This window comes from Propioniciclava soli (genome assembly GCF_014858005.1).
Classification (GTDB): domain Bacteria; phylum Actinomycetota; class Actinomycetes; order Propionibacteriales; family Propionibacteriaceae; genus Propioniciclava; species Propioniciclava soli.
The window spans coordinates 64,497-81,775 of record NZ_JACYOT010000008.1 but is presented as its reverse complement, the minus strand read 5'-3'; the positions used below and the strand labels follow the sequence as shown (position 1 = coordinate 81,775).

General features: G+C 71.9%; 16 protein-coding genes. 8 read left to right on the top strand and 8 right to left on the bottom strand.

The annotated features are described in order from the left end of the window. Nucleotides 1-4 precede the first annotated feature (4 nt). The 4 genes from IFY26_RS10280 (at nt 5) to IFY26_RS10265 (ending at nt 4,163) form a co-directional block, all read left to right on the top strand. Entirely contained in the window at nt 5-1,162 is a 1,158-nt protein-coding gene (locus IFY26_RS10280) for a class I SAM-dependent methyltransferase (protein WP_232548919.1), read from the top strand. A gap of 187 nt (nt 1,163-1,349) precedes the next feature. Continuing rightward, nucleotides 1,350-1,646, top strand: coding sequence for a co-chaperone GroES (gene groES / locus IFY26_RS10275; RefSeq protein ID WP_232548918.1), 297 nt, complete (start codon nt 1,350-1,352; stop codon nt 1,644-1,646). A 41-nt stretch (nt 1,647-1,687) separates the two neighbouring features. Then, entirely contained in the window at nt 1,688-3,286 is a 1,599-nt protein-coding gene (groL, locus tag IFY26_RS10270; protein WP_232548917.1) for a chaperonin GroEL, read from the top strand. Nucleotides 3,287-3,626: 340 nt separating this feature from the next. Continuing rightward, nucleotides 3,627-4,163 (top strand): Lrp/AsnC family transcriptional regulator, encoded by a 537-nt coding sequence (locus IFY26_RS10265; protein WP_232548916.1) that lies wholly within the window; start codon nt 3,627-3,629, stop codon nt 4,161-4,163. On the opposite strand, the gene IFY26_RS10260 is transcribed toward IFY26_RS10265, so the two are convergent. Further along, the gene (locus IFY26_RS10260) at nt 4,048-5,454 is read right to left on the bottom strand and encodes a DUF418 domain-containing protein (RefSeq protein WP_232548915.1); all 1,407 of its coding nucleotides are present in this window, start codon (nt 5,452-5,454) and stop codon (nt 4,048-4,050) included. The genes IFY26_RS10265 and IFY26_RS10260 overlap by 116 nt on opposite strands. 152 nt (nt 5,455-5,606) lie before the next feature. On the opposite strand from IFY26_RS10260, the gene mptB reads away from it, so the two are divergent. From mptB to IFY26_RS10240, 4 genes are read left to right on the top strand one after another with little or no spacing between them, the layout of a single operon-like run. Then, entirely contained in the window at nt 5,607-7,016 is a 1,410-nt protein-coding gene (gene mptB, locus IFY26_RS10255) for a polyprenol phosphomannose-dependent alpha 1,6 mannosyltransferase MptB (protein ID WP_232548914.1), read from the top strand. A 56-nt stretch (nt 7,017-7,072) separates the two neighbouring features. Then, the gene (gene guaB / locus IFY26_RS10250; protein WP_232548913.1) at nt 7,073-8,593 is read left to right on the top strand and encodes an IMP dehydrogenase; all 1,521 of its coding nucleotides are present in this window, start codon (nt 7,073-7,075) and stop codon (nt 8,591-8,593) included. 30 nt (nt 8,594-8,623) lie between these two features. Then, entirely contained in the window at nt 8,624-9,730 is a 1,107-nt protein-coding gene (locus IFY26_RS10245; protein WP_232548912.1) for a GuaB3 family IMP dehydrogenase-related protein, read from the top strand. Then, nucleotides 9,730-11,682 carry a penicillin-binding transpeptidase domain-containing protein gene (locus tag IFY26_RS10240; RefSeq protein ID WP_232548911.1) on the top strand — a complete coding sequence of 651 codons (1,953 nt, stop codon included), beginning with the start codon at nt 9,730-9,732 and terminating at the stop codon, nt 11,680-11,682. The genes IFY26_RS10245 and IFY26_RS10240 overlap by 1 nt, the downstream gene beginning before the upstream one ends. A gap of 42 nt (nt 11,683-11,724) precedes the next feature. Here the strand turns inward: IFY26_RS10240 and IFY26_RS10235 are convergent, their stop codons facing one another. The 7 genes from IFY26_RS10235 to IFY26_RS10205 all read right to left on the bottom strand — a co-directional run bounded on the left by IFY26_RS10235 (nt 11,725) and on the right by IFY26_RS10205 (nt 17,013). Continuing rightward, entirely contained in the window at nt 11,725-12,882 is a 1,158-nt protein-coding gene (locus IFY26_RS10235; protein ID WP_232548910.1) for a phosphatase domain-containing protein, read from the bottom strand. A gap of 83 nt (nt 12,883-12,965) precedes the next feature. Further along, nucleotides 12,966-13,370, bottom strand: coding sequence for a hypothetical protein (locus IFY26_RS10230; protein WP_232548909.1), 405 nt, complete (start codon nt 13,368-13,370; stop codon nt 12,966-12,968). Nucleotides 13,371-13,678: 308 nt separating this feature from the next. Further along, a complete protein-coding gene (locus IFY26_RS10225; RefSeq protein WP_232548908.1) occupies nt 13,679-14,437 on the bottom strand; it encodes a MerR family transcriptional regulator in 759 nt (252 codons plus the stop codon). Nucleotides 14,438-14,493: 56 nt separating this feature from the next. Beyond that, nucleotides 14,494-15,411, bottom strand: a complete 918-nt coding sequence (locus IFY26_RS10220; protein WP_232548907.1) for a DUF2268 domain-containing putative Zn-dependent protease — start codon at nt 15,409-15,411, stop codon at nt 14,494-14,496. Further along, nucleotides 15,408-15,944, bottom strand: a complete 537-nt coding sequence (locus IFY26_RS10215; RefSeq protein WP_232548906.1) for a hypothetical protein — start codon at nt 15,942-15,944, stop codon at nt 15,408-15,410. The genes IFY26_RS10220 and IFY26_RS10215 overlap by 4 nt, the downstream gene beginning before the upstream one ends. Nucleotides 15,945-16,006: 62 nt before the next feature. Further along, nucleotides 16,007-16,573, bottom strand: coding sequence for a PIN domain-containing protein (locus tag IFY26_RS10210; protein WP_232548905.1), 567 nt, complete (start codon nt 16,571-16,573; stop codon nt 16,007-16,009). Then, a complete protein-coding gene (locus IFY26_RS10205; RefSeq protein WP_232548904.1) occupies nt 16,573-17,013 on the bottom strand; it encodes a helix-turn-helix domain-containing protein in 441 nt (146 codons plus the stop codon). The genes IFY26_RS10210 and IFY26_RS10205 overlap by 1 nt, the downstream gene beginning before the upstream one ends. Between the last annotated feature and the right edge of the window lie 266 nt (nt 17,014-17,279).

The window sequence follows — 17,279 nt, the reverse complement described above, 5'->3', positions numbered from 1 at the left end:
GGGCATGGATCCTGACGTCGCCCGCTGGCTGGTCTCGGACGCCGCCCGGCCGGTGTTGGCCGCCGCCGCCGCGGAGGCCGACCCGGCGTCGCTGGCCGCCGGGACGCGGCTGCGCGCCCTGGTCGCACCCGACTTGGCCGCCGCGGCGCTGGCCCAGGTGGCGCTGCGGCGTCGCGCCCGGGCGAAGTTCGGTGACCGCGCCGAGAGGCTGTTCCTCACCCCCGACGGGTTGGAGCAGGCCACCCGGGCTGAGGTGGCGGTGCGGCGCGCCCGGCGGTTCGCCGCCCTGGGGGCGAGGCGGGTGGTCGATCTCGGTTGCGGCATCGGGGCAGACGCCCTCGCGGTGCTGGACGGGGGGCTCGACGTGGTCGCCGTGGAGCGCGACGAGGCGACCGCCGTCTTCGCCGCCGCCAACCTGGGCCGCGAGGTCGTGACCGGCGACGCCGAGGAGCGCTGGCCGGAGCTGTCGGCGTCCGACACGGCCGTTTTCGCCGACCCGGCCCGGCGCACGGCGTCCGGCCGCTCGTGGCGGGTGGAGGACCTCAGCCCGCCCTGGCCGTTCGTGGCGTCGCTGCTGGACGGGACGCGTCCGGCGTGCGTGAAACTCGGCCCCGGCGTACCGCATGCTGTGCTGCCCCCGGGTGCCGACGCGGAGTGGGTCTCGGACGCGGGCACCGTGGTCGAGTGCGCGGTGTGGGCCGGGCCGGGCTTGGCCGGCGGGGCGCGCACCGCCGTCGTCGACGGGGTCGAGCTGCCCGGGTCGGGCCGACCACCCGCCGACGTGGGGCCCGTGGCCGCGTTCGTCTACGAGCCGGACGGCGCGGTCGTCCGCGCGGGCCTGGTGGACGAGCTGGCCGGGCTGCTGCGGGCGCACCGGGTGGCGTCCGGCATCGCCTACCTCACGGCGGACGCCGCGCTGCCCACCCCGTTCGCGACGTGCTTCCGCGTGCTGGACGTGCTGCCGTTCGACGAGAAGGTGCTGCGGGCCTGGGTGCGCGAGCGCGGCATCGGCACCCTGGAGATCAAGAAGCGTGGCCTGGACGTCGATCCGGCGGCGTTGCGCAAGCGGCTGAAGCCGACGGGGCGGGCGTCCGCCACGCTGATCCTCACCCCCACCGAGCGCGGGGCGGTGGCCCTGGTCGCCGAACGCACCGCGTCCTAGCACCGCACGACGCGGCTTAGCACTCAGGTTGAACGAGTGCTAACTCGGGTGTAGCGTCGCTTCTGGCACTCGACACCCGAGTGTGCCAGCCCCGGCGGCACCGCGACGACGCAGGGGACGGCGCAACACCAATGAACCACCCACCCGCCGACCGGCGGGGGGACGAACCAAGGAAAGGGCACCCATCGTGGCCGTCACGATCAAGCCGCTCGAGGACCGCATCCTCATCCAGCCCCTCGAGGCCGAGACCACCACCGCCTCGGGTCTGGTCATTCCCGACACCGCCAAGGAGAAGCCGCAGGAGGGCAAGGTCGTGGCGACCGGCCCCGGCCGCATCGACGACAAGGGCAACCGCGTCCCGCTCGACGTGGCCGAGGGCGACGTCGTCATCTTCAGCAAGTACGGCGGCACCGAGGTGAAGTACGACGGCACGGATTACCTGCTGCTCAACGCGCGCGACATCCTCGCCGTCGTCTCCAAGTGAGCCCGGTCCACACCAACCAAGCGATAGGGAAGTAACCACCCATGGCAAAGATCCTTCAGTTCGACGAGGAGGCCCGCCGCTCGCTCGAGCGTGGCGTGGATGCCCTCGCCAACACGGTGAAGGTGACCCTCGGCCCTATGGGCCGGTACGTGGTGCTCGACAAGAAGTGGGGCGCCCCGACGATCACCAACGACGGCGTGACCGTCGCCAAGGAGGTCGAGCTCACCGATCCGTACGAGAACCTCGGCGCCCAGCTCGCCAAGGAGGTCGCCACCAAGACGAACGACGTCGCCGGTGACGGCACCACCACCGCAACCGTGCTCGCCCAGGCGCTCGTCCACGAGGGCCTGCGCGCCGTCGCGGCCGGCTCCAACCCCGTCGGCCTCAAGCGGGGCATCGAGGCGGCCGTCGAGGCCGTCGGCGACGAGCTGCGCGGCGCGGCCAAGCAGGTCGAGACGACCGCCGACATGGCGAACGTGGCGACCATCAGCAGCCGTGACGCCGAGATCGGCGAGCTCATCGCCGAGGCGTTCGACAAGGTGGGCAAGGACGGCGTCATCACCGTCGACGAGTCCAACACCTTCGGCACCGAGCTCGAGTTCACCGAGGGCATGCAGTTCGACAAGGGCTACCTGTCGCCGTACATGGTGACCGACCCCGAGCGCATGGAGGCTGTGCTGGACAACCCGTACATCCTCATCCACTCGGGCAAGATCAGCTCGATGAACGACCTGCTCCCGCTGCTGGAGAAGGTCATCGGCGCCTCCGGCACCCTGTTCATCGTGGCGGAGGACGTGGACGGCGAGGCGCTCAGCACGCTGGTCGTCAACAAGATCCGCGGCACCTTCACCTCCGTGGCCGTCAAGGCGCCCGCGTTCGGTGACCGCCGCAAGGCCATGCTGGAGGACATCGCGATCCTCACCGGTGGCCAGGTCGTCGCCGCCGAGGTCGGCCTCAAGCTCGACCAGGTGGGCCTCGACGTGCTGGGCCGCGCCCGCCGCGTCGTCGTCACCAAGGACGACACGACCATCGTCGACGGCGCCGGCGAGGCGTCCGCAGTCGAGGGGCGCGTCGAGCAGCTCCGCGCCGAGATTGGCCGCACCGATTCGGAGTGGGATCGCGAGAAGCTCTCCGAGCGCGTCGCGAAGCTCGCCGGTGGCGTGTGCGTCATCAAGGTCGGTGCCGCGACCGAGGTCGAGATGAAGGAGAAGAAGCACCGCATCGAGGACGCCGTCAGCGCGACCCGCGCGGCGATCGAGGAGGGCATCGTCGCCGGTGGCGGCTCGGCCCTCGTCCACGCCGGCAAGGTGCTCTCCGACGGCCTCGGCAAGAGCGGTGACGAGAAGGCCGGCGTCAAGATCGTCGAGAAGGCGCTGGTCGAGCCGCTGCGCTGGATCGCCGAGAACGGTGGCGAGCCGGGCTACGTCATCGTGGCCAAGGTGGCCGAGCTCCAGCCGGGCAGCGGCTACAACGCCGCCACCGGTGAGTACGGCGACCTCGTCGCCGCTGGTGTGATCGACCCGGTGAAGGTCACGCGCTCCGCGCTGGCCAACGCCGCGTCCATCGCCGCGCTGCTGCTCACCACCGAGACCCTCGTGGTCGACAAGCCCGACGAGGACGAGGACGGCCACCAGCACTGAGCTGGCGCCGCACCCCTCCCGGGTACGCCGACGGGCCCCGCACATCTTTGTGCGGGGCCCGTTCGCGTGGTGGTGCCGGTGGACGCGGCCGACCGTGGGTGTGCGGTGCGGGCCCGGCCGGCGTCCGGATCGCGGCCGCCGCCCTCTGAGGTCCTCGGGCGGTGGCTCCTTGTGGGAGTACCGGCCCTGTTGTGTGCACCACTTCACCCCACAGCGGCACTGCTGCACAAGCGAGTGCCATACTGGTGGGCAATCTGATCACTGCGCGTCCGCGTGCACGGTCAGGATTGATCAGGACGCCCGCCCGAGCCACTCAGCCCGCCCCCGGAGGAGCACCGCCGTGTACCAGTTGGACGCCACCGACCGCCGCCTGTTGTTGGAGTTGGACGCTGACCCGCGCATGACGGTGCTCATGCTGGCGCAGCGCACCGGGCTGGCCCGCGGCACGGTGCTGGCCCGCCTGGAGCGCTACCGGACGGAGGGGTTGTTGCGGCTCGCGTCCACGATGGTGCCCCCGGCCGCGCTGGGCCACCGGTTGGCCGCCACGGTCAGCGCCGAGCTCGACCAGCACTTCCTGGAGGACGCGATCGCCGCGTTGCGCCGCATCCCTGAGGTGCTGGAGTGCCTGGCGCCGGCGGGGGAGACGGACCTCGTGATCCGGGTGGTGGCCCGCGACCCCGACGACCTCTATCGGGTCGCTGAGGACATCCGGCTCTGCCCCGGCATCGTCCGCACCTCGACGAGCGTCTACCTGCGCGAGGTCATCGGCTACCGGGTGCGTCCGTTGCTGCGGGAGGGGCTCCCGGGCCGTGCGGCGGCGTCCGGATCTCCGGTGCCGGGTTCCCCCGCACCTGGGCGGCGTCCGGAGGTCCGATGAGGCGCCGCAGCAGTGCCTCGAACGGGCCCGGGCGGTTGCGTGCTCCGAGCCGTGCGGCGATCAGGACCGATGCGAGCCACACTCCCGAGGCGATCGCGAGGACGCCCGCCGTGGTGACGTGGGCGCCCAGGCCGAATCCCCACGCGGCGAGCAGTGGCGCCATGACGATCGACTGCCACAGGTAGCCCGAGAGCGACCGCTGGCCGAGCGCGGCGACGGCGCGGCCGACGGGCCCCGGGGTGCGATCGCGGGCGGCCAGCAGGCCGAACAGCGCCACGTAGCCGACACCGGCGAACGGGCCGAGGGCATAGCTGAGGGTCATGGGGGCCCAGCTGACCGTCACGGGCAACACCAGCACGCCCAGATGCTCCAGCGCCAGCGGCACCCCGCCCAGCCAGCCCAGCCCCAGGCCGCCGACGGCGATCCGGGTGAGCAGGCGGCGGTGCTCGGCCGGGCGTTCCAGGATGCCGCGGCGGGCCGCCAGCCAGCCGAGCAGGATCATTGCGGGCACGGTGAAGCCCAACACCACGCTGGGGGTGGAGACCAGCCACAGCACGGCACGCACGAGCGCTGCCACCACATAGTTCGTCTGACCGGCGAAGAGATCGGCGAGGGAGCCGAAGGGCGCCGCGTCCAGGCCCGCCGCCCCGAGATCGGCCGCATCCAGCTCGGGGGCGTCCCGGGTGAACCACCACAGCAACGGCGCCGCCACCACCGTGAGCAGGGCGGGGGAGCAGAACAGGCAGGCGAACACGACGGTCCACACCACCAAGGTGCGATCGCGCGCCCCGAACAGCAGCGCGACGAGCACGAGCCCGGCCAACCCGTAGGCCCCCAGCACATCGCCGGCGAACAACAGCAGTGCGTGCACGAAGCCGAAGAGCAGCAAGAAGGCGTGGCGACGCTGCAGGTGCCGCACGATGACCGGCGGGCTCCACCCGCGGGCCGCGCGGCTGCGAGCCAGCTGCACCATGCCGTACCCGAACAGGAAGGCGAACATCGGGTAGACGTGGCCGTCGACCGCGACGGCCATGACAGCCCGCAACGCCCGGTCGAGCGGCCCGCCGTCGGCGGGGTGCGCCGACGTCCAGGACGCCGCGTCCGACTCCCGCCCCCACAGGTACCAGGTGGAGTTGGCCCAGGCGATGAGCAGCAGCATCACGCCGCGTGCCAGGTCGGGGGCCTGGCTGCGTCCCGACCCCGCCGGCGGCAGGTACCACGGCGGCGGCGGGGGCGGCGGCAGCGGGCGCGGAGCCGGCAGGGCGTGCGGCGGTGGCGGCGTGGTCGGCATGCCACCCACCCTAGGGTGACGCGGGGTTCGTGGGCACGCCGGGCCGTCGGCTGCGGCGTGGGTGGAGGCCGACACGTCCTAGGCTGGTGCCGCATCGACCACGTCGCAAACGACAGGAGGGCCGGGTGAGCGAGCGGCAAGGGGCCCGTGGCGTGCGCGAATCCGCGAGGCCCGGCCTCCCCTGGGGGGTGGCCGCGGCCGGGGGCACGCTGGCGACCGCGCTCGTGGCGTGGGGGTCCGCCCACCCGGAGTTCGCGTTCGACACCGCCGGCTGGCCGGCCGGGTGGGTGAACGCGGTGGGGGCGGCCCTCCCGATCCCGCTCAACAGGGTGGCCGTCGTGCTGGGGGTGGTGGCCCTGTGCGGGGTGTGGTGGGCGTTGCGGGTGCGTGACGGCGTCCGCCCCGTCGAGCGGCCCGGGTGGCTGCTCGCGCTGTGGTCGCTGCCGCTGCTGGCGCTGCCGCCCGTGCTCAGCAACGACGCCGTGCTCTACGCCGATGCGGGGTGGATCGAGAACGCCGGCGGCTCGGTGTACCGCGATGGCCTGGCCAGCGCCGGGGGGCCGTTCGCGTCCGGCGTCGACCCGCTGTGGGTTGGCAGTGGGGTCGCGTACCCCGCCCTGTCGCTGGTCGTGAACCAGGTCGTGGTGGGCCTCACCGGTAACCACCCGTACTGGTCGGTGGTCGCGATGCGGTGGCCCGTGGTCGTGGGGGTGGTGCTGCTGGCGCTCGTGCTGCCCCGCATCGCGCGCTTCATCCGCCCAACCGATCCGGACGCGGCCGGTCGCGCCCAGTGGTGGGGGCTGCTGAATCCGCTCCTCGTGGTGCATTTCCTGGGCGGTGCGCACAATGACGCCCCCATGGTGGGCGTGGCGCTCGCGGCGGTCTGGGTGACGGTGGTGGCCCTGGAGCGCCCCGCGTCCCGGGTGACGCCGTGGCTGCTGTGGCTGGCCGCGCCCGCTCTGGTGGGCGTCGCGATGGCGTTCAAACAACAGGCGGGCCTGATGGTGCTGGCTGTCGCCGGCCTGCCCGTGCTCGCCGAGCTGGCCCGGTTGCCGCTCGGACCGCGGTTGGTGCGGCTCGGCGTCCGGACGGTGGGCGTCACAGCCGTCACGCTCGCGGTGTTCGCCGCGATCAGCCTGGCGAGCGGGAAGGGTTTCGGCTGGGTCGCGTGGCTGGCCCTGATGGGCGAGGCCGGCACGGTCGCGCCCTTCGCGCTGCTGTCGCAGTGGGGTGGGTGGGCCGTCGGGAGCTGGGGGCTGGACGTGGCGCTGTTCCGCGCCGTCGTCGGCGGGGTCTCCAACGCCCTGCTCGTCGCCGTGCTCGCGTGGTGTGTCGTCCGGTTCAGCGACCGCCCTCTCGCGGCCGTCGGCTGGGGTTCCCTGGCCGTGGCGCTGCTGGGCCAGGCGCTGCACCCCTGGTACCTGCCGTGGAGCCTCGCCGTGCTCGGCCTGGTGCCCCTGAGCCGGCGGCAGTGGCGCGCGCTGGCCGTGCTCGTCGTCGCGTTCGTGGTGTGGAACGCCGTCCAGACCGTCGTCTGGCACGGGGAGCAGCTGGAGATCTGAGCCCCGAGCCGGGGATAGACTGGCCGCCCACGTCCACGGAGAGGTGCCGCATCGCAATGTCGTTCGACGACCTGACCCCCGCCGGTGTTCCCGGCCCCTTCCTCCCCCTCGGGCTGACCTTCGACGACGTGCTGCTCCAGCCGAACGAGAGCGACGTCGTGCCGGCCGAGGTGGACACCACGACGCAGGTCTCCCGCTCGATCACGCTGCGCGTGCCCCTGATCAGCGCGGCGATGGACACCGTCACCGAGGCGCGCATGGCCATCGCCATGGCCCGCCAGGGCGGCCTCGGCATCCTGCACCGCAACATGAGTGCGGCCGACCAGGCGGGCCGGGTCGACCGGGTGAAGCGCTCCGAGGCCGGCATGGTCGACCAGCCGATCACCACCAGCGTCGACGCCACGATCGGTGAGGTCGACGAGATGTGCGGCCGGTACCGCATCTCGGGGTTGCCCGTCGTGGACGACGCGAACCGTCTCGTCGGCATCATCACCAACCGCGACATGCGCTTCGAGGACGACCCCGCCCGCCGCGTCGGCGACGTGATGACGCGCATGCCGCTGGTCACCGGGCACCCGGGCATCGCGCCCGAGGACGCCCTGCGCCTGCTGGCGCAGCACAAGATCGAGAAGCTCCCCCTGGTGGACGCCGACGGGAGGCTCACCGGGCTCATCACGCTGAAGGACTACGTGAAGTCCGACAAGTACCCCCTCGCGACGAAGGACGACCACGGCCGCCTGCGCGTCGGCGCAGCGGTCGGCACGTTCGGCGACGCGTGGGAGCGGGCCATGGGTCTCGTCGAGGCCGGCGTCGACATGATCGTCACGGACACCGCCCACGGTCACAGCCGCTCCGAGATGGACCTCATCCGGCGCCTCAAGGCAGAGCCCCGCGCGGCCGGCGTCGACATCGTCGGCGGCAACATCGGCACGTTCGAGGGGGCCAAGGCGCTCATCGAGGCGGGGGCGGACGGGGTCAAGGTCGGCATCGGCCCGGGGTCGATCTGCACGACCCGCGTGGTCGCGGGCGTCGGCGTCCCCCAGGTGACGGCCATCCACGAGGCGGCGCGCGCGGCCCGGCCGGCCGGCGTCCCGGTGATCGGCGACGGCGGGCTGCAGTACTCCGGCGACATCGCGAAGGCGCTCGTCGCCGGCGCGAACACGGTGATGCTCGGCTCCCTGCTGGCCGGTTGCGACGAGAGCCCGGGTGACCTGGTGTTCATCAACGGCAAGCAGTACAAGAGCTACCGCGGCATGGGCAGTCTCGGTGCGATGAAGGCCCGCGGCACGGGCGGCAGCTATGCCTCCGACCGTTACTTCCAGGCCTCCTCGACCACGGATGAGAAGTTCGTGCCCGAGGGCATCGAGGGGCAGGTGGCCTACCGGGGGCCGCTGGCCGCGGTCGCCCACCAGCTCATCGGCGGCCTGCGCCAGTCGATGTTCTACTCGGGGGCCCGCACGGTCCCGGAGCTGCAGGCCAAGGGCCGGTTCGTACGGATTACGTCGGCCGGCCTGCGCGAGTCCCACCCCCACGACATCCAGATGACCGTCGAGGCACCGAACTACTCGTCCCGCTGACCCACCTTTCCCACGACCGAGGAGACTTTCGTGATCGAGATCGGACGCGCCAAGCGCGCCACCCAGGTCTACGGCTTCGACGACATCGCCATCGTGCCCACCCGGCGCACCCGCTCGCCCGAGGACGTCCGGCTGGCGTGGACGATCGACGCGCTGACCTTCGACTTCCCGCTCATGGCGGCGCCGATGGACTCGGTGATGTCGCCCGAGACGGCCATCGCCTTCGGACGCCTGGGCGGCCTCGGCGTCCTCAACCTCGAGGGGCTGTGGACGCGCTATGACGACCCCGAGCCCCTGCTCGAGGAACTCGGCGGCATTTCCGACGCCGGCGCCGCGACCCGCCGGATGCAGGAGCTCTACGAGGAGCCGATCAAGGCCGAACTCATCGGGGCGCGCATGCAGCAGATCCGGGACGCGGGCGTCCCGGTGGCCGGCGCGCTCAGCCCCCAGCAGACGCAGGAGTTCGCGTCCGCCGTGGAGAAGGCGGGGGTCGACTTCTTCGTCATCCGCGGCACGACGGTCTCGGCCGAGCACGTCAGCCACGACGCCCAGCCGCTGAACCTCAAGGAGTTCATCCGCAAGCTCGACGTGCCCGTCATCGTCGGCGGGTGCGCCACCTACCAGGCGGCGCTGCACCTCATGCGGACGGGTGCGGCCGGCGTCCTGGTGGGCTTCGGCGGCGGCGCGACGGGCCGGACGCGGCACGTGCTGGGCGTCGAGGTGCCGATGGCGTCCGCGATCGCGGACGTGGCGGCGGCGCGGCGCGACTACATGGACGAGTCCGGTGGCCGTTACGTGCAGGTCATCGCCGACGGGGCCCTGGGCCGCTCGGGCGACCTCGCCAAGGCGATCGCCTGCGGGGCGGATGCCTGCATGGTCGGGACGCCGCTGGCCCGCGCCGCGGAGGCGCCCGGCCGGGGCTGGCACTGGGGGCCGGAGGCGTGGCACGCCCGCCTGCCGCGCGGTGAGCGCGTCCGCATGGGCCGCGCGGGCACGCTGGAGGAGATCGTGCTCGGGCCTTCGCACACCCCGGACGGCACGATGAACCTCGTCGGGGCGCTGCGCAAGGCGATGGGCACCACGGGGTACACCGAGGTCAAGGAGTTCCAGAAGGTCGAGATCGTCGTCCACGCCTGATGCGCGCCCCGCAGGAGGCGCCGACGACCCGCGGGCTCGTGGCCGCGGCGGTGGCGCTCGTCCTGCTCATCGCGGCGGGGGTGTGGTGGTTCGCGGTGCGGCCCGGCCAACGGGCCGCGCAGGTGGCGCACGACGTGGCCGCCGGTTTCGCCTCCGGAGTCCTCGACGACGCGCTGTTCACCGCGCCGGACGCCGGCGCGCTGACCGAGATCTACGCCGGCATGGGTGACCTGCGGCCCACGGTGGCCGTGCAGGAGCTCGAGAGCAGGCCCGACGGGACGCTGCGGGCCCATCTCGCCTGGTCATGGGTGATCCACGAGGGCAAGCCGGCCTGGGAGTACGCGACGGCCATCGACCTGCGGCGCGGGGAGCCGGGGCAGGCGGTGGCGCCGGCGGCCTTCGGTGACTGGCGCGCCGTCTACGCCCCCGAGGCCGTGGCCCCCGGCCTGCAGCCGGGGGAGCACCTGCGGGCGACGCGGCTGGCGCCGGTGCGCGGGCCCATCCTGGGGCAGCGCGACGAGCCCCTGGCCTGGAACCAGCCGGCGCTGCGGGTCGGTATCGACAAGACGCTCACCGATGCCGCGACGGCCGAGGCGTCCGCCGCGCAGATCGCCGGCTTGCTGGGTTTGGACGCCGAGCGGTTCGTCGCGCAGGTGCGCGGCGCCGGCCCGCGGGCTTTCGTGGAGGCGCGGGTGCTGCGGGCCCTGGTGCCGGCCGAGGCGGAGCTGGCCCGGGCGGCGCAGCGGTGGATCGGCGTGCGCGCCTTGGAGACCACCCGCCCGCTGGGGCGGACGGCGACGTTCGCTCGGCCGCTGCTGGGCGCGGTGGGGGAGGCGACGGCCGAGCAGGTGGACGCCTCCGGCGGCACCATCCGCGGCGGTGACCTGGTGGGCCGCGGCGGCCTGCAGGAGGCGCGCAATCACGTGCTCGGCGGCACGACCGGCTTCGTCGTCGAGGCCGTCGGTGAGGGCGTGCCGCCGCCGGCTCGGGAGCTGTTCAGGGTCGACGCCCTCGACGGCGCGGCGGTGCGCACGACGATCGATGTCGGCGTGCAGGAGGCCGCCGAGGCTGTGCTGGCGGACGCCGCCGCCACCCCGGGCGGGCCGACGGGCGCCAGCGCGCTCGTGGCGATTCGACCCTCCGATGGCGCGGTGCTCGCCGCCGCGTCCGGCCCGGGCTCGGCGGGCCACTCGACCGCGACGCTGGGCCAGTTCGCGCCCGGTTCGACGTTCAAGATCGTGACCGCCTTGGCCATGCTCCGCGCCGGTGCCACGCCCGATGCGCTCGTGCCGTGCACCGACGGCCTGACGGTGGACGGGTACCGGTTCGACAACTGGGCGGGCTACCCGGCCGCCGCCCTGGGTGACGTGCCGCTGCGCACCGCGTTCGCGTGGTCGTGCAACAGCGCCTTCCTGGCCCAGGCGGCCACGCTCACGCCGGAGCAGGTGGCGGACGCCGCGGCGTCCCTGGGGCTGACGGGGGAGAAGAACCTGGTGGTCGGCTCGTTCTCGGGCGCCGTGCCGGCCGAGGGCACCGACGTCGAGCGGGCCGCTGCGCTCATCGGGCAGGGCCGGGTGCTGGCCTCGCCGCTCGGGATGGCGACGGTGGCCGCCTCGGTGGCGGCCGGTCACACCGTCGACCCGGTGCTCGTCGAGGAGCCAGGGCGGACGTCCGCCGCCACCCCACTGACCCAGGCCGAGGCGGACGCCCTGGCCTCGCTCATGGGCGCGGCGGTCACGGACGGCACCGCCGCCGAGCTCGGGGGGATCGCCGCCGCCCACCCGGGCGTGCGCGTGCTGGCGAAGACCGGCACGGCGAGTTGGGGCTCACCGGTGCGCCACCACGGCTGGGTCGTGGTCGTCGCCGGCGACCTCGCGGTCGCCGTGTTCTGCGAGGACGCCCCCGATGGCTCGTCCGACGCCCTGGCCATCGCCCGCGCCTTCCTGGCGTGACCCAGCGGGCCACAGGCCCGGCTGGGCGCTGGGGGCGGCGGCTCAGCCGAGGGCGGCGTCCCGCTCGAACAGGGCCCGGGTGGCCCGCTCCTGCTCCACGCTGCTCCAGCGGATCTCGGCCAGCGCGGACAGCGACTCCTGCACCACCCGGTCGAGGCCGGCGCGGGCGATGAGGCCACGCTCGTGGGCGATGCGGGCCGCCCCGACATAGGTGTCGACGAGGTGGATGCGTTCGCCGCGCAGGCGCGCACGCTCGGCGTCCGAGGTGTGCACGACGTCGTGGATGAACACGATGTCGAGCGCGTGCTCCAGCCGCTGCCACAAGGTGTCGCCGACGCGGATGTCGGCCTGGCCGGAGTCGCCGATGAACAGCAGCCGGTACTCGGGGAACAGTGCGTGGTAGTGCTCGATGTTGGCGATCTTGCGGCCGGCCATGAGGTCGCGGGTGAACAGGGCCTGGACGGTGCCGGTCATCACCGAGTGGTGGGCGATGCCGGCGCGGCGCAGCGACGCGCGCGTGTGGTTCTCGATGAGTCCGAACGCGTCACCGGGGCGGGCCGTGACGAACGTCAGGTCGCCCATGGAGAACGGCTGGTCGTCGGGGCCGCGGTCGAGGGCGTCCAACAGGGCCAGGATGCCGGGGTAGATCGTGCCGCGCGGGTAGCGCCGGTCGTGCAGCGCGCAGACGACGGTGTCGTCGATGTCGCACAGCACCTTCGCCTCGCCCGGTTCGACGCCGGCGGCCTCGCGGGCGATGTGGTTGAGGATCTCCGCGCGGATGGTGGGGCTCCGGACGTCGGAATAGACCAGACCTTCCAGGTCGTGGGAGTCGGTGCGCATGTTCATCGCGTTCTTCAGGCGAGTGAGGCCCTCACCGCAGCAGGAGAGGAACACCGCGCGGATCGCCTCGGCGTCGGCCCGGGAGGTGGGGCCGGCCTGCAGCCCGTAGGCGAGGTTGGCGCGCGCCTGGATGCTGAGGTCGCCGATCCGCGCCACGAGCAGGTCACGCACGGCCGTCCGGTTGGCCGGGCCGAAGCGGCGGTCGTCCAGGCTGCCGATCAGGTCGGCGGCATCGGTCTCGAGCAGGATCCGATCCAACGCGGACGCCGACGCCATCCGCAGCAGCGCCAGCACCTGCTGCTCCTCCGTCCGCGAGGTGCGACCGGCCAGGAGCGAGGCGAGCAGGGTGGGCGACGACATGATCTCCACCCTAGCCAGCGGACGCGGCCGCGCCGCGCGGGTTCCAGGAGCCGGCCAGCCCCGCGGGGTCAGGACCCGGCCAATCACCCCTTCTCGAAGCCCCCCGCAGGCGAGAAGAACTCACCAGCGCCGACACCCGGGTGACCACCGGAGGCGGGGGACCGTCGCCATGCACGCCACGACGCAGCGGCGATCGCGACAGCCGAGAGGACAGCATGGAGTGCATCCATACCCGGCGGGTCAGCCCACGGGCCGAACCTGAACAGGGCGAGCATCACCAGCACGGTCAGGCCAAGGGCGACAGCAAGGCCTACGACGACCTCCGCGAGGAAGCGACTCCAAGCGCGGCCCGGTAGCCCCAGGCACAGGGACAGCCCGGCCACCACAACGACCCCCAAGGGCACGGCGAGAAGGTCTGAGCCCGACAAGGCCAGGGCGACCACCCCAGCCGTGCCGGCGACCATGGCCAGCAATCCGACGCGCTTCATGATTTCAGGGTAAGCCGCGGCCAGGCACCTGACCACCCTGTGGGCAGCAGCCTGACGGTGGCTCTGGCTCGCGCAGGGGGATGACGGTGCGCTCACCGATCCGTCGACACAGCTGCCGTGCCCCCTGGTGGACACTGCACGGCCTGACATGGTTAGAGAGTCCGGTCACGGTCGTCGCTGACAACGGCGACGAGCTGGCAGTGCGCCTGGACCCGGGAGACCCTTTCTCCTTCACCAAGCATCCGTTTGGTCAACATCCCTGATGGGCCTTGAGTCGTGGCCCCTGGAGCGCCCGTGGCCGACTGGTTTCAGCCCGTTGAGGCTCCCACGTGGATTCGGAGAGCGTCGGCGGCGAGGCGGGCGACGTCGGGACCGCCAAAGGTGTGGTGGAAGTCGGGGTTGGTCTCGTACATGTCGGCCATTCCGCAGATCATGGCGGCGGCACCGGCCTCGTCGCCTGCGTGGGTCGGGGTGCCGGGGATTTGGGCGAACCAGGCGATATGGGTTGCGGCATGCTGCTGCGCTGCGAAGGACCCAGGGGTCTCGCCATCTTTCGCAAGTTGGTCCCACTGCTCAACGAGGGCCTCGTTCCTGGTCTTCCAGTCACGCTGCTGGTTGACCGTCATTTCGTGCCACCACCGATTCGAGGCCTCGAAGGCTTCTCGCCCCCAGCGGCGGACCACATCGTCCTCGTAGGCGTCATTGAAGCCTTGAAGCATGAGGTCCATTTGCGGTTCGCGTCCTTCTTGGCGCATCTGCAGGGTGTGTTCCACCGCGTGGATTCGACGTTCGAGGGCGAGCTGTTCGGAATGGAGCGCCTCAAGCTGAGTGACCAAGGCTTCGACCTCAGTCGCGGTCGATGTCGAAGCGCTGAGGGCTGCTGCGATTTGAGCCAGCGGCATGCCAGTGCCGCGCAGCAGCAGAACCCGCTGCAACCGTGCGACGGCGCGGGGCCCGTAGTACCGGTAGCCGTCGGAACCGACCCGGTCAGGAGCGAGTAGGCCGATGCGGTGGTAGTGGCGCAGGGTGCGGCCGCTGATCCCCGCGCGTTCGGCGAGCTCGTGCACGGTCCACTCCACTGCTGGCCCCAATCTGCGTGAGTCGTGTCGTCCTGGGTCGGGGGCTAGTGTTCCGCGCCCGGCTCCAAGCCGAACCGTGGCAGCGCTACATCGAGGATATCGGCCGCGGGCGTCCGAGTACTCGTCGCTGCAGTAGTTCCGGTCACGTCGAGGTAGGCCCCCACGAGTCGGGCGCCAGCCGCGTACCCGGCACCTGTCGGCAGCCCCACGGGCGCGGCCCCGAAGAACTCGGCTGTGGCGTCGCCGAGCACCCAAGACGCGAAGTCGGACATACCGGTCACGCCGAGCCCGGAGACGACCTTGGCGAGAACAGCGTCGTCCTTGCGGGTGGCGTCGCTGACAAAGTGGGTGTAGCCGCGCTGCCCATACAGCTCTACCGCGAACATGTCGGCCAGGCCTTCAGAGATCACGTGCTCGCCCACCGTCACGGTGGCGGGATCCCACACCACCCCGCCCGGGGAGTAGCGCACGTTGTGGTGCAACTCGTGCACCACAATTGCCTCGAGGCGATCGATCACGGCTGGTGACGGCCACACGGTGATGACGATGTAGCCGCTGATTCCGCCGAATCCGGAAATGCCGCCAGCCTCCTCGATGAAGTGCCGGTTGGACGGATCACCAAGGAGCAGCAGGACACGCAGGTCGGGAAGCTCCAGGCCGGGCATCACCGAGGTGAGTGCCGCCAGTCCCTCGTTGACAGCGGCACGGGTGCGACGCCAGGCATCAGCCGCTCTCAGCTCATCCAGACCTTGCCGGATCTGGTCGTCGAGTGAGTCCGGGCCGGCGAGTGGGAAGCCGAAGTTCTGGTGGTGGGCGCTCACCATGTCCATCCCACCCGGGATGAAGAAGTACATGCCGGCCATCGGGTCCCACAACTCCCGTACCCGAGCGGCACGCTCGGCCGGCGTTGCGGCCAGAACCCGGCTCATTCCCGCGGCACTGTCGATCACTGAGATGGTCATGGCGGTGACGCTAGACCTTGTCGCGACGACAACGTCAAGAAGAGAATGGGCCTCCCGTCGGGTTGCACGGCGGCAGGACAAGACTGACCTGGCCGCCCTGCGTGTCTCTTGAGCGTCTCGTCGAGGGGGACGTCGAGGTAGACGACGAACGTCGGACCGTCGTGCTCGGCTCGCACGGTGAGCGGGGCACGCACGACGGTGCCGCCTACTTCGAAGCCGTCGAGCAAGAGCCCGCAGCCCACGTCCGACTCGCCACCGTTGGGAGGTTCGGCAGGCGCAAAGCCAAGAACGAGCAGCAGGCCGCGACCCAGCAAGCCGCCACCGTGCGAGCGCAGATACGCGACGCCTGGGGCGAGCCGCCCCGTACCGCCAAGGCTCTGCCCGCCTGGGCACCCCAGGCCGCCGCGCGGCAGGCCGAGGCCGATGAACTCCGCGCCCTGCCAGCAGGCGAAGCCGCCCGACGCATCGAAACCAGCCGCGTCGAGCAAGACCCGGCACGTCAGCGAGGGGCAGAGCGGGCGCGGGGACTTCACGACCCGTACCGCAGTGACCCGCACCGCGAGGGGCCAGCACGCAGCCTGTAGACGTTCCCCGCCTACGCAGTGGGGTTTCCGAGCGCTTGGCGCACCAGCCCTGCGGTGCGAGGCGCATCGACGGCGAGGCGATCCAGCACGTCTACCGCCGTGGCATCGCCGCCCCAGGCGCGAGCGATCGCGGTCACGATCCCGTCCAGCACGTCCGGGTGCGCTGCGCGAAGCCCGGTGAGGAAGGCATCCGGGTGCTGAGCCTCGATACCCCACGGGCTGAGGGCGTGGGCAGGGAAGTCGCGCAGATTCCGGGTGACGATCACCTGTCCCCCGGCATGGATCGCAGCAGCCAGGACGTGTCTGTCGCCGGGGTCGGGGAGTTTGAGCTGGTCGACCAGGTGTTCGTAGCCGGTGACCGTCACGTCGCGGATCGCATCGTTCATCAACCGCCGGGTGCGCTCCAACCTGGCCGGATCGAGGTCTGGCCGGTTCTTCCGGAGGTTGCCGAACACCTCATCGAGAATCTGCTCCGTCCACTTCGGCGACGCCAGCCGTGCCAACCCGACCCGGATCAGCACGTCTCTGAGCGTGGACGGGTAGAGCACGTTCGCGTCATAGACGACGACCCGCGCCATCAGCTCAGCCCGAGCGCGTGAGCCTCCGCCGCCAGCTCGTCCGCTGCCGCCGCCCGGCGCGCGTCGTCCTCCCGCATGTACCCGATCAGGGAGGCGGCCTTGATCCGGCGGTGCGTGCCGACCGTGCGGTAGGCGATCTGCCCGGCATCGAGCAGCCCGATCAGAAACGGCCGAGACACGCTCAGGGCATCTGCTGCCTGCTGCGTGGTCAGCTCCGCGTGCGCAGGCACGAGGGTCACGCCCTCACCGTGGGCGAAGCTGTCCAGCACGCGGGCGAGCGCGGCCAGCGCCGAACGCGGCACCTCCACCTCCCCGCCCGACCCGCCCAGGCTCAACCGCACCGGAGTATCTGCATCCAGTGCAGCGTCAAGGCCGCGTAGCGCCGAGGCCGCCAGCTCCGCGTCTGTCGGCTCGGGCACCAGCGTCGCGATGTCACTCATCGCCCCACCCCTTCCAATCGAAACACTCGCAGCAGTCGCAGCAGTCGCAGCAGTCGCAATAAGCGTAATGCGGATGGGTCGTCACCACCAGTGGTCGAGAGCGCCATCCAGGACACAGACGCCGGCAGTCGAGAGCGTGCACAGTAGCGTCAAACGCGACATGTGGTATTCCCCGAGGCGGAGTTGCCCCGGAGGATCACCAATCGAGGGCGCTCTTGGGTCATGTTTTCCTGCTGTCCGCGTCTCTGGCTGGGGCATGGTCGGAC